Source organism: Superficieibacter sp. (assembly GCF_032071645.1).
Taxonomy (GTDB): domain Bacteria; phylum Pseudomonadota; class Gammaproteobacteria; order Enterobacterales; family Enterobacteriaceae; genus Superficieibacter.
Genome location: NZ_DAMAPU010000002.1, coordinates 91,341 through 103,304 on the forward strand (window position 1 = coordinate 91,341; position 11,964 = coordinate 103,304).

Annotated in this window: 12 protein-coding genes and 1 tRNA gene; 11 read left to right on the plus strand and 2 right to left on the minus strand. The window is 52.9% G+C overall.

All coding sequences use genetic code 11. The features are described from left to right. Positions 1-252 precede the first annotated feature (252 nt). From rplU to cgtA, 4 genes are all read left to right on the plus strand, one after another. The gene (rplU, locus tag RT197_RS04720) at positions 253-564 is read left to right on the plus strand and encodes a 50S ribosomal protein L21 (RefSeq protein WP_002434221.1); all 312 of its coding nucleotides are present in this window, start codon (positions 253-255) and stop codon (positions 562-564) included. Positions 565-583: 19 nt separating this feature from the next. Next, positions 584-841 carry a 50S ribosomal protein L27 gene (rpmA, locus tag RT197_RS04725; RefSeq protein ID WP_017457338.1) on the plus strand — a complete coding sequence of 86 codons (258 nt, stop codon included), beginning with the start codon at positions 584-586 and terminating at the stop codon, positions 839-841. A 99-nt stretch (positions 842-940) separates the two neighbouring features. Then, positions 941-1,912, plus strand: coding sequence for a DMT family transporter (locus RT197_RS04730; protein WP_312947835.1), 972 nt, complete (start codon positions 941-943; stop codon positions 1,910-1,912). Further along, on the plus strand, positions 1,909-3,081 hold the full coding sequence (gene cgtA / locus RT197_RS04735; RefSeq protein WP_312947838.1) for an Obg family GTPase CgtA: 1,173 nt from the start codon (positions 1,909-1,911) through the stop codon (positions 3,079-3,081). The genes RT197_RS04730 and cgtA overlap by 4 nt, the downstream gene beginning before the upstream one ends. 206 nt (positions 3,082-3,287) lie before the next feature. On the opposite strand, the gene dacB is transcribed toward cgtA, so the two are convergent. Next, positions 3,288-4,721 carry a serine-type D-Ala-D-Ala carboxypeptidase gene (dacB, locus tag RT197_RS04740; protein ID WP_312947841.1) on the minus strand — a complete coding sequence of 478 codons (1,434 nt, stop codon included), beginning with the start codon at positions 4,719-4,721 and terminating at the stop codon, positions 3,288-3,290. Between the two features lie 236 nt (positions 4,722-4,957). Here dacB and greA point away from each other — a divergent pair, with 236 nt between their 5' ends. Next, entirely contained in the window at positions 4,958-5,434 is a 477-nt protein-coding gene (gene greA, locus RT197_RS04745; RefSeq protein ID WP_312947843.1) for a transcription elongation factor GreA, read from the plus strand. Positions 5,435-5,574: 140 nt separating this feature from the next. Here greA and yhbY read toward each other — a convergent pair whose 3' ends face one another. Beyond that, positions 5,575-5,868: a ribosome assembly RNA-binding protein YhbY gene (gene yhbY / locus RT197_RS04750; protein ID WP_312947845.1), complete on the minus strand. Its 294-nt coding sequence runs from the start codon at positions 5,866-5,868 to the stop codon at positions 5,575-5,577. A gap of 126 nt (positions 5,869-5,994) precedes the next feature. Between yhbY and rlmE the strand changes: the two genes are divergently transcribed. The 6 genes from rlmE (at position 5,995) to RT197_RS04780 (ending at position 11,705) form a co-directional block, all read left to right on the plus strand. After that, a complete protein-coding gene (rlmE, locus tag RT197_RS04755) occupies positions 5,995-6,624 on the plus strand; it encodes a 23S rRNA (uridine(2552)-2'-O)-methyltransferase RlmE (protein ID WP_312947847.1) in 630 nt (209 codons plus the stop codon). A 99-nt stretch (positions 6,625-6,723) separates the two neighbouring features. After that, on the plus strand, positions 6,724-8,637 hold the full coding sequence (gene ftsH / locus RT197_RS04760; RefSeq protein WP_312947849.1) for an ATP-dependent zinc metalloprotease FtsH: 1,914 nt from the start codon (positions 6,724-6,726) through the stop codon (positions 8,635-8,637). A gap of 106 nt (positions 8,638-8,743) precedes the next feature. Continuing rightward, positions 8,744-9,592, plus strand: coding sequence for a dihydropteroate synthase (folP, locus tag RT197_RS04765; RefSeq protein WP_312947851.1), 849 nt, complete (start codon positions 8,744-8,746; stop codon positions 9,590-9,592). Further along, entirely contained in the window at positions 9,585-10,922 is a 1,338-nt protein-coding gene (gene glmM, locus RT197_RS04770) for a phosphoglucosamine mutase (protein ID WP_312947853.1), read from the plus strand. Before folP ends, glmM begins: the two co-directional genes overlap by 8 nt. 353 nt (positions 10,923-11,275) lie before the next feature. Beyond that, complete coding sequence (secG, locus tag RT197_RS04775) at positions 11,276-11,605, plus strand: preprotein translocase subunit SecG (RefSeq protein ID WP_312947856.1); 330 nt, start codon at positions 11,276-11,278, stop codon at positions 11,603-11,605. A gap of 13 nt (positions 11,606-11,618) precedes the next feature. After that, positions 11,619-11,705: transfer RNA gene (locus tag RT197_RS04780), tRNA-Leu, on the plus strand. The last annotated feature ends 259 nt before the right edge of the window (positions 11,706-11,964 follow it).

Genomic DNA, 11,964 nt, shown 5'->3' on the forward strand with positions numbered 1-11,964 from the left:
AAGCCGGGCTTAATGTCCTGTTTACCACATGTCAAAATGGGATAACACTGGTTTGATGATGGAATAGTAGTGTGGATTGTACTGGAAAAATGCGCCAGATAAACGTTGTAGTGATTGTTGTGTTTTTTTTCTGCATGGATTGACGATCGCACTTGTCAAAGGCTCGCGTTTTGCGTAATATTCGCGCCCTATTGTGAATATTTATAGCGCACTCTGTATCACACAAAGATGTGCGCGGAAGCGGAGTTTTTTATGTACGCGGTTTTCCAAAGTGGTGGTAAACAACACCGAGTAAGCGAAGGTCAGACCGTTCGCCTGGAAAAGCTGGACATCGCAACTGGCGAAGCTGTTGAGTTCGCTGAAGTTCTGATGATCGCAAACGGTGAAGATGTCAAAATCGGCGTTCCTTTCGTTGATGGCGGCGTAATCAAAGCTGAAGTTGTTGCTCACGGTCGTGGCGAGAAAGTTAAAATCGTTAAGTTTCGTCGTCGTAAACACTATCGTAAGCAGCAGGGCCATCGTCAGTGGTTCACTGATGTAAAAATTACTGGCATCAGCGCCTAAGACCTGAGGAGAGATTTAAATGGCACATAAAAAGGCTGGCGGCTCCACTCGTAACGGTCGCGATTCAGAAGCTAAACGTCTGGGTGTAAAACGCTTTGGCGGCGAAGCAGTTCTGGCAGGTAGCATCATCGTTCGTCAACGTGGTACTAAATTCCACGCTGGCTCTAACGTTGGCTGCGGTCGTGACCACACTCTGTTCGCTTTGACTGACGGTAAAGTTAAGTTCGAAGTTAAAGGCCCGAAAAACCGTAAGTTCATCAGCATCGTTGCTGAATAAGTTTTTCGCGTCCCGGTAACGGATGAAAGCCCCGCACACGTTGCGGGGCTTTTTACATTCGAGCGCCGTAAAAAATGACGAGTTGGCAGGGAATACGACATGAAGCAACAAGCAGGCATTGGTATTCTTTTGGCGCTCACCACCGCGATGTGCTGGGGTGCTTTGCCAATCGCAATGAAGCAGGTGCTGGAAGTTATGGAACCGCCTACGGTGGTGTTCTATCGCTTTCTGATGGCGTCAATCGGGCTGGGGGTGATTCTGGCCTGTAAAGGTAAGCTCCCGTCGCTACAACTGTTTCGTAAGCCGAAGTGGCTGGTGCTTCTGCTGATTGCTACCGGCGGTCTGGTCGGTAACTTCATTCTGTTCAGCTCGTCTTTACAATATTTAAGCCCGACTGCATCGCAGGTGATAGGCCAGCTTTCTCCGGTGGGAATGATGGTCGCCAGCGTTCTGATCCTGAAAGAGAAAATGCGCGGGACGCAGATCTTTGGCGCGATCATGCTGCTCTGCGGGCTGGTCATGTTTTTCAATACCAGCCTGATTGAGATTTTCACCCGCCTGACCGACTACACCTGGGGCGTCATCTTCGGTGTGGGAGCTGCCTCAGTATGGGTGAGCTACGGCGTGGCGCAGAAAGTGTTATTACGGCGTCTGGCCTCGCCGCAGATTCTGGTTTTGTTGTACACTTTATGTACGATAATCCTGCTGCCGCTGGCACAGCCAATGGTCATCACGCAGCTAAGCCAGTGGCAACTGCTGTGTCTGATTTTTTGTGGCCTGAATACGCTGGTAGGCTATGGCGCACTGGCAGAGGCGATGGCGCGCTGGCAGGCGGCGCAGGTGAGCGCGTTGATTACCCTGACGCCATTATTTACCCTGCTGTTTTCAGATTTATTATCACTGGCCTGGCCCGATTTCTTCGCCAGACCGATGTTAAACCTTTTAGGTTATCTCGGTGCGTTTGTCGTGGTTGCGGGCGCGATGTATTCCGCCATTGGTCATCGTCTCTGGGGGCGGTGGCGTAAGCATGATTATCCCGCTCAGGCGAATGATTTACGGAGAGTAAAATGAAGTTTGTTGATGAAGCATCAATCCTGGTTGTTGCAGGTGACGGCGGCAATGGTTGCGTAAGCTTCCGCCGCGAAAAATATATTCCTAAGGGTGGCCCGGACGGCGGTGACGGCGGTGACGGCGGTGACGTCTGGCTGGAAGCGGACGAAAACCTGAACACCCTGATCGACTACCGTTTTGAAAAATCTTTCCGCGCTGAACGCGGGCAGAACGGTCAGAGCCGTGACTGCACCGGGAAACGTGGGCAGGATGTCTCGATCAAAGTTCCGGTTGGTACGCGCGTTATCGACCAGGGAACTGGCGAAACGATGGGCGATATGACCAAACACGGACAGCGCCTGATGGTCGCGAAAGGCGGCTGGCACGGTCTGGGAAATACCCGTTTCAAATCCTCAGTCAACCGTACGCCGCGTCAGAAAACGATGGGTACGCCGGGCGATAAGCGCGATCTGCAACTGGAACTGTTGCTGCTGGCCGACGTCGGTATGCTGGGTATGCCAAACGCCGGGAAATCGACGTTCATCCGTGCGGTCTCCGCAGCGAAGCCGAAAGTAGCGGATTATCCCTTTACCACGCTGGTGCCAAGTCTCGGCGTAGTGCGTATGGACACAGAGAAAAGCTTTGTGGTCGCTGATATCCCAGGGCTGATTGAAGGCGCGGCGGAAGGTGCCGGGCTGGGCATCCGCTTCCTGAAGCACCTTGAGCGCTGCCGCGTTCTTCTGCATCTTATCGATATCGATCCCATCGACGGTTCCGATCCGGTGGAAAACGCCCGTATCATCATCGGCGAACTGGAAAAATACAGCGAAAGCCTGGCCTCTAAACCGCGCTGGCTGGTATTTAACAAGATCGATCTGCTGGATAAAACAGAAGCCGAAGAGAAAGCGAAAGCCATCGCTGGAGCGCTGGGCTGGGAAGATAAATATTATCTTATTTCCGCCGCCAGCCAGATGGGGGTGAAAGATCTCTGCTGGGATGTGATGACCTTTATCATCGAAAATCCGATTGCCCAGGCGCAGGAAGATAAACAGCCGGAAAAAGTCGAGTTCATGTGGGACGACTACCACCGCCAGCAGCTTGAAGAAGCCGCCGTTGAAGAAGACGAAGAGTGGGATGACGACTGGGACGAAGACGACGAAGAAGGCGTTGAGTTTATTTATAAGCGTTGATATTAAGGGCCGATATTTATCGGCCCTTTTTTCTGAGCCAATAAAAAAGTGGAATGCGACCTGCGAAAATAATAGTGACGTTTATCTCATCCAGATAAAGGCATTTATGGTCACTGAATAGACACCACCTCCTGCCCGGCAATGTATGCGGTACTCTGCGTACTGACTAAAACAGACGCAGGGCAGGGTCCCTCCCGCCGCTGGACTCAGTTATTCTGATAGATATCCTTGTATAACCGGCTTTCAAAGCGTACCAGCGGAATACGGCGGTTACGCTGATCGGTCGGTTCAACCGCATATCCTGAAAGATATTGCACGAACGCCATCCGCTGTCCGCTGGCGGTAGTGATAAAGCCCGCCAGGTTATATACGCCCTGGAGGGAACCGGTCTTAGCTGACACTTTGCCATCTACGCCCGCCTGGTGCAGCCCGGCGCGGTATTGTAGCGAGCCATCGTAGCCTGCCAGCGGCAGCATCGAGATATAATTAAGTTCATTGTCGTGCTGGGCAATATATTGCAGCACCTGAATCATGGTGGCGGGAGCAATCAGATTATGGCGAGACAGACCGGAGCCGTCGGCAATAATCGTATTCCCGATATCCACGCCGACCTGCTGGCGAAGGATCTGCCTTACTGCATCGGAACCCGCACGCCAGGTCCCCGGAACGTTAAAACGCGAATGACCGATCATCCTGAAGACGGTATCGGCAATCATGTTGTCCGATTTTTTCAGCATAATCTTAAGCAGATCGTGCAGGGGCGCGGACTGTTTACTGGCAATAATCGTTCCCGCTTCATTTTGCAGCGTCTGGCGCAGTAACGTCCCGGAGTAAGTGATGCCAGCCTGTTTTAGCTCATCTTTCAGGATGGCCCCGGCATAGCTTGCGCCATCCTGAATGGCGAACGCCAGCGGCAGCGGTTCGGCGCGCTGCGGCAGGCAGCCGGTCAGCGTAAAGCGGTTAAGCTCGCCTGGCACCACATCAAGTTCGCAATACTGAGCGTCGGCGGAACCGCGTGCCAGCGTGCGGACCTGACTGAACATCGTCACCGGATAGAATGAGGCCACGCGAATAAACGCTAGATCGCCCGCTTTCTGCCCGCTGTAGAGTGAAACGGAAAAACAGTTTCGATCCACAATCGCGGCGGCAGGTGGGGCGCTGAAGCACTGGGTCATGTCGTTCCAGGGCCAGCCCGGGGCTTTATCGTGGCTGGCAAAAATCGACGTATCGATCAGGACGTTGCCATCGATTTGCTTCACCCCGGCGTTTTTCAGAGCGGCGACCATATTACGCAGATCCTGACGCTTCAGGGTGGGATCTGCGCCGAAACGGGCAATAAGATCGCCTTTCAATATGCCGTTATCCACGCTGCCTTTACTCTCAAGCGTGGTCGTAAAACGAAAATCTGGCCCAAGCTGAAGCAGGGCCGCGAGCGCAGTGATGACTTTCTGAGTACTGGCTGGCAGCGCCATCTGTTGACCGTGGTAGTCGATCTCAGGCGTCGGCGCTCCCACCTTTTGCACCATGAGAGCAAGGTTTGCGCCCGCCGGGAGCTGATTTACATACTCTTCAACATTTGCTGCATGTGCGCAAAACGCTAAACTGGTAGTCAATCCGATGATAAATCTGGAAAATCGCATAATCTCGCGCTAACAACCTGGAAACAAGCCGTCATACTACGGCGCAACGCCCTGTAAAGTAAACGATGACCCGTACTGAACTTCAGGGTAAAATAGTTATCAAATTGAAAAATTGCTGCTGACCTGGGACTTCGCTTCCGGGTCAGTTTTCTTTTGCTTCTGTCCTGCCACAGCGTGGACAGGCAAACGGAGGCGGCGGGTTGCAGCCTCCTGAAGGAACGTTAAAGAGGTATAACATGCAAGCTATTCCGATGACCTTACGCGGTGCAGAAAAACTGCGCGAAGAACTGGATTTCCTGAAATCCGTGCGTCGCCCTGAAATCATTGCTTCCATTGCAGAAGCGCGCGAACACGGCGACCTGAAAGAAAATGCCGAATATCACGCAGCGCGTGAACAGCAGGGTTTCTGCGAGGGCCGCATTAAAGATATCGAAGCCAAGCTGTCGAATGCGCAGGTTATTGATATCAGTAAAATGCCGAACAATGGCCGGGTGATTTTTGGCTCTACTGTGACCGTCCTCAACCTCGATAGCGATGAAGAACAAACGTACCGCATCGTAGGTGACGACGAAGCTGATTTTAAACAGAATCTGATTTCAGTGAATTCACCCATCGCCCGTGGCCTGGTGGGTAAAGAGCAGGATGATGTTGTCGTGATCCGCACGCCGGGCGGCGAAGTAGAATACGAAATCATCAAGGTAGAATATCTTTAAGCGTCTGCGCTGACGTATTGTAAAGATAAGAAAAAGGCCGCATAGCGGCCTTTTATCAACGCTAAGAGCGTGGCATTTTGCTCTTCTGCCCGTTAAATGCCCCTGTTTTGCACAGAAACCGTGCGCAAATCAGGATATTATTAACGAGGCAGCGAGATTTTACGCTCTGCTGTTGGGCGATAGAGTACCAGCGTTTTACCGATGACCTGTACATTGCAGGCACGGGTTTCACGCACGATAGCGTCCACGATCAGGGTTTTGGTTTCACGATCTTCCGTGGCAATTTTCACCTTGATGAGTTCATGGTGCTCTAACGCTTGTTCAATCTCGGCCAGCACCCCTTCGGTCAAACCATTATTGCCAAGCATAACGACTGGCTTGAGCGGATGTGCCAGACCTTTCAGGTGCTGTTTTTGTTTCGTACTAAGATTCATCGTATATTTTTACTTACGTTGGGATTGAAAACGGTTCATTCTACCGCCATCTCCCTTATATCGCCAAATTGCAGCGTAGAAATTTACGTCGCAGGCTACGATGAGCTACCCTCGTGGGAATGTTAAATGACAGGTAAAAAGCGTTCTGCCAGTTCAAGTCGCTGGCTTCAGGAACACTTTAGCGATAAATATGTTCAAGAGGCACAGAAAAAAGGGTTACGTTCCCGTGCCTGGTTTAAACTTGATGAAATACAGCAAAGTGACAAACTTTTTAAGCCGGGGATGACGGTTGTCGACCTCGGTGCGGCACCAGGAGGCTGGTCACAGTATGTGGTCACGCAAATTGGTAACAAGGGCCGCATCATCGCGTGCGATCTTTTACCTATGGATCCTATCGTTGGTGTGGACTTCCTTCAGGGCGATTTTCGTGATGAACTCGTGGTGAAGGCGTTACTGGAACGAGTCGGTGACAGTAAGGTCCAGGTTGTCATGTCAGATATGGCACCAAACATGAGCGGAACGCCTGCGGTGGATATTCCCCGCTCCATGTATTTGGTGGAACTGGCGCTGGAGATGTGTCGTGACGTCTTAGCACCGGGCGGCGGTTTTGTAGTGAAGGTGTTTCAGGGCGAAGGTTTCGATGAGTATCTAAGGGAAATTCGCTCTCTGTTTACGAAGGTTAAAGTTCGTAAGCCGGACTCTTCGCGGGCACGTTCACGCGAAGTGTACATTGTAGCGACCGGGCGAAAAGCATAACTGGTAGATTTCAGGCGAAAGTTTGAAAGACGCTGGATATAGAGTATCCTGACGCTGTTTTTAACACAGTTGTAATAAGAGGTTAATCCCTTGAGTGACATGGCGAAAAACCTAATTCTCTGGCTGGTCATTGCCGTCGTGCTGATGTCAGTATTCCAGAGCTTTGGGCCCAGCGAGTCTAACGGACATAAGGTGGAATATTCTACCTTCCTGCAAGAGGTCAACCAGGACCAGGTTCGCGAAGCTCGTATAAACGGACGTGAAATCAACGTTACCAAGAAAGATAGTAACCGTTATACGACCTACATTCCGGTTAACGATCCTAAACTGCTTGATAACCTGCTGACCAAGAACGTGAAAGTTGTTGGCGAACCGCCGGAAGAGCCGAGCCTGCTGGCTTCAATCTTCATCTCCTGGTTCCCGATGCTTCTGCTGATCGGCGTCTGGATCTTCTTCATGCGTCAAATGCAGGGCGGCGGTGGCAAAGGTGCTATGTCGTTCGGTAAGAGCAAGGCGCGTATGCTGACGGAAGACCAGATTAAAACCACTTTTGCCGACGTCGCGGGCTGTGACGAAGCAAAAGAAGAGGTTGCAGAACTGGTTGAATACCTGCGTGAACCGAGCCGCTTCCAGAAGCTGGGCGGTAAAATTCCGAAAGGCGTGCTGATGGTCGGCCCTCCGGGGACCGGTAAAACCCTGCTGGCGAAAGCGATTGCAGGTGAAGCGAAAGTACCGTTCTTCACGATTTCTGGTTCTGACTTCGTAGAAATGTTCGTTGGTGTCGGTGCATCCCGTGTGCGTGACATGTTCGAACAGGCTAAGAAAGCAGCACCGTGCATTATCTTTATTGACGAAATCGATGCTGTAGGTCGCCAGCGTGGCGCGGGTCTCGGCGGGGGTCACGATGAACGTGAACAGACGCTGAACCAGATGCTGGTAGAAATGGACGGCTTCGAAGGTAACGAAGGTATCATCGTCATTGCGGCGACTAACCGCCCGGACGTTCTCGACCCTGCGCTGCTGCGTCCGGGCCGTTTTGACCGTCAGGTTGTGGTTGGTCTGCCAGACGTGCGTGGTCGTGAACAGATCCTTAAAGTTCACATGCGTCGCGTGCCGCTGGCGCCGGATGTCGACGCCGCAATCATTGCGCGCGGTACGCCGGGCTTTTCCGGTGCAGACCTGGCTAACCTGGTCAACGAAGCTGCGCTGTTTGCCGCTCGCGGAAACAAACGCGTCGTGTCGATGGTCGAATTCGAGAAAGCGAAAGACAAAATCATGATGGGTGCGGAACGCCGCTCCATGGTGATGACAGAAGCGCAGAAAGAATCTACCGCGTATCACGAAGCAGGCCATGCGATTATCGGTCGCCTGGTACCGGAACACGATCCGGTACACAAAGTAACGATTATCCCGCGCGGTCGTGCGCTGGGTGTGACTTTCTTCCTGCCTGAAGGCGACGCAATCAGCGCCAGCCGTCAGAAGCTGGAAAGCCAGATCAGCACCCTGTACGGCGGTCGTCTGGCCGAAGAGATTATCTACGGCGTTGAACATGTGTCTACCGGCGCGTCGAACGACATTAAAGTCGCGACTAACCTGGCGCGTAACATGGTCACCCAGTGGGGCTTCTCGGAAAAACTCGGTCCGTTGCTGTACGCGGAAGAAGAAGGTGAAGTGTTCCTCGGCCGTAGCGTCGCGAAAGCGAAGCATATGTCTGATGAAACGGCGCGTATTATCGACCAGGAAGTTAAATCCCTGATTGAGCGTAACTACAATCGCGCACGCCATCTTCTGGACGACAACATGGACATCCTGCACGCGATGAAAGATGCGCTCATGAAATATGAGACCATTGACGCACCGCAGATTGACGACCTGATGGCACGCCGCGATGTGCGTCCGCCAGCAGGTTGGGAAGATGCAGGAACGTCCGGCAATTCCGATAACAACGGTACGCCACGCGCGCCGCGTCCGGTGGATGAACCCCGTACGCCAAACCCTGGCAACACCATGTAAACGCAGGCTGGCGACAAATAAGTCCGCTGCTGTAGTATCTAAAGCCCTGGAGCAGTGCTCCGGGGCTTTTCTTTATCCGGCTAGCAAAAAAATAACAGGGGTTTTCATGAAACTCGTTGCCCAGGGCTCCGCGCTCGATCTGGCTTATCCGCATGTGATGGGCATTCTTAACGTCACGCCCGACTCCTTCTCCGACGGCGGCGCGCATAATTCACTGACAGATGCGGTTAAACACGCCAATCTGATGATTAACGCAGGGGCGAGCATTATTGACATCGGCGGCGAATCAACGCGGCCCGGCGCGGCGGACGTCAGCGTGGAAGAAGAACTGGCGCGGGTGATCCCGGTAGTGGAAGCCATCGCCCAGCGCTTTGAGGTATGGATCTCCGTCGATACCTCCAAACCGGAAGTGATCCGCGAAGCGGCGAGAGTGGGCGCTCACATCATTAATGATATCCGCTCCCTGAACGAGCCGGGTGCGCTGGAAGCTGCAGCACAAACCGGTTTGCCGGTCTGCCTGATGCATATGCAGGGGCAGCCGAAAACGATGCAGGAAGCGCCGCACTACGATGACGTTTTTGCCGATGTTAACCGCTTCTTCATTGACCAAATCGCACGCTGTGAAGCTGCCGGGATCGCAAAAGAGAAATTGTTGCTCGACCCGGGATTCGGTTTCGGTAAAAATCTCTCGCATAATTACACGCTTCTTGCACGTTTATCAGAGTTGCACCATTTTGGCCTGCCGCTGCTGGTAGGCATGTCGCGCAAATCGATGGTCGGTCAACTGCTTAACGCCGGGCCTTCCGAGCGGCTGAGCGGCAGTCTCGCCTGCGCGGTGATTGCAGCGATGCAGGGAGCACAGATCATTCGTGTACATGATGTAAAAGAAACCGTAGACGCAATGCGTGTGGTGGAAGCGACATTATCAGCTAAGGAAAACAGACGTTATGAGTGACCGTAAATATTTTGGTACCGATGGCATCCGTGGCCGCGTCGGCGACGCGCCGATCACGCCGGATTTTGTGCTTAAGCTGGGTTGGGCGGCAGGGAAGGTGCTGGCGCGTCACGGTTCGCGTAAAATCATTATCGGCAAAGATACGCGTATTTCTGGCTACATGCTGGAATCCGCGCTTGAGGCTGGTCTTGCCGCCGCCGGGCTTTCCGCTTCGTTCACCGGTCCCATGCCAACGCCTGCCGTGGCTTATCTGACCCGCACTTTCCGCGCGGAAGCGGGTATTGTTATTTCCGCTTCACATAACCCGTATTACGATAACGGCATTAAATTTTTCTCCATCGACGGCACCAAACTGCCGGATGAAGTCGAAGAAGCCATTGAAGCCGAGATGGAAAAAGAGATCACCTGCGTAGATTCGGCTGAACTGGGTAAAGCCAGTCGCATCGTTGATGCCGCAGGCCGCTATATCGAATTTTGCAAAGGCACTTTTCCGAACGAACTGAGCCTTAGCGAACTGAAAATCGTGGTTGACTGCGCTAACGGTGCGACCTATCACATCGCGCCAAACGTGTTCCGTGAACTGGGCGCGAAAGTTATCACCATGGGCTGCGAGCCGGACGGTGTAAACATCAACGAGAAAGTCGGGGCTACCGACGTCCGGGCGTTGCAGGCGCGGGTGCTGGCTGAAAAAGCTCAGCTCGGCATTGCTTTTGACGGCGATGGCGACCGGGTGATCATGGTCGATCACGAAGGAACGCGTGTCGATGGCGATCAGATTATGTATATCATCGCCCGCGAAGCGCTGCGTCAGGGGCAGTTGCGCGGTGGCGCGGTCGGCACGCTGATGAGCAATATGGGACTGGAGCTGGCGCTGAAACAGCTCGGCATTCCCTTTACCCGTGCCAAAGTCGGCGACCGCTACGTGCTGGAAAAAATGCAGGAGAAGGGCTGGCGCATCGGGGCAGAAAACTCCGGCCACGTGATTCTGCTGGATAAAACCACTACCGGTGACGGTATCGTGGCGGGGCTACAGGTTGTCGCCGCGATGGTGCGCAACCATATGAGCCTGCACGACCTGTGTAGCGGCATGAAAATGTTCCCGCAGATCCTCGTCAACGTGCGCTTTGCTGCCGGTGCCAGCGATCCGCTGGAACATGATACGGTGAAAGCGGCGCTGGCCGACGTTGAAGCGGCGCTGGGTAAACGTGGGCGCGTGCTGCTGCGCAAATCCGGCACCGAACCCCTGATTCGGGTAATGGTGGAAGGGGAAGACGAAGCTCAGGTCACGGCGTTCGCGCATAAAATAGCGGATGCGGTAAAAGCGGTTTAATCCTTCGTGAAAGCGTCCTTTCAGCAAGGGCGCTTTTTTGTATCTGCTGTTTATCCTCCAGTATGAAAAGGCTGGAATATTGCGAAGAAATTTAGCGGGTACAGGCATTCAACGGTGACAGCAGAAGAGAACAAAAAACAGGCGTTAAACACCTGTAATAACCGGGATTTGCGCACGGCTTGTGCCGATTTGCTGTTTTTTTCCGCATTCGATACAATGCGTTGAAATTGCTCTTGCGAAGGGCGATCTCTTTGGTTAGTATTCACACCCGCTTCAGTGGGAAAGCATAAATGCTCCCACGATATTGGTCGAAGCAATTGGTATGCGGCAACTCCGCAAGGAACAGGTTAATTATGTACGAAGCTCTTTTAGTAGTTTTCCTTATTGTGGCAATCGGCCTTGTTGGTCTGGTTATGCTGCAGCAGGGTAAAGGCGCTGATATGGGAGCCTCCTTTGGTGCAGGCGCTTCTGGTACGCTGTTTGGTTCAGGTGGTTCTGGTAACTTCATGACCCGCATGACGGCCGTGCTGGCAACACTGTTCTTCATCATTAGCCTGGTGCTCGGTAATATCAACAGTAACAAGGCCAATAAAGGAAGCGAGTGGGAAAATCTGAGTGCACCGGCGAAAACCGAAACTCAGCCAGCTGCTCCGGCTCAGCCGACCAGCGATATCCCGCACTAATAGTAGTATCTGTGCTGAGGTGGTGGAATTGGTAGACACGCTACCTTGAGGTGGTAGTGCCCTAACGGGCTTGTGGGTTCGAGTCCCATCCTCAGTACCAATATTCCGAAAAAAGACGCTAACAGCGTCTTTTTTTTCGTCTGTCGTTTGTCACTCATCCTCTTCATGCGCACAGGGCTGATTTGTCCCGCTCAACGTGTTGATCTCCCTTTTCCATCATTGCTGGTTGTGCCTTATAAAAGGCAGGTGAGATGGGGGCGCGAGCAAAATACGCATGAGTGCCCGATTCACAGTAGAGGCTGGTAGCAGAACTGGATTATCAGAGATGTGCTGCTGATGCAGAAAGGGCGTCAATATCG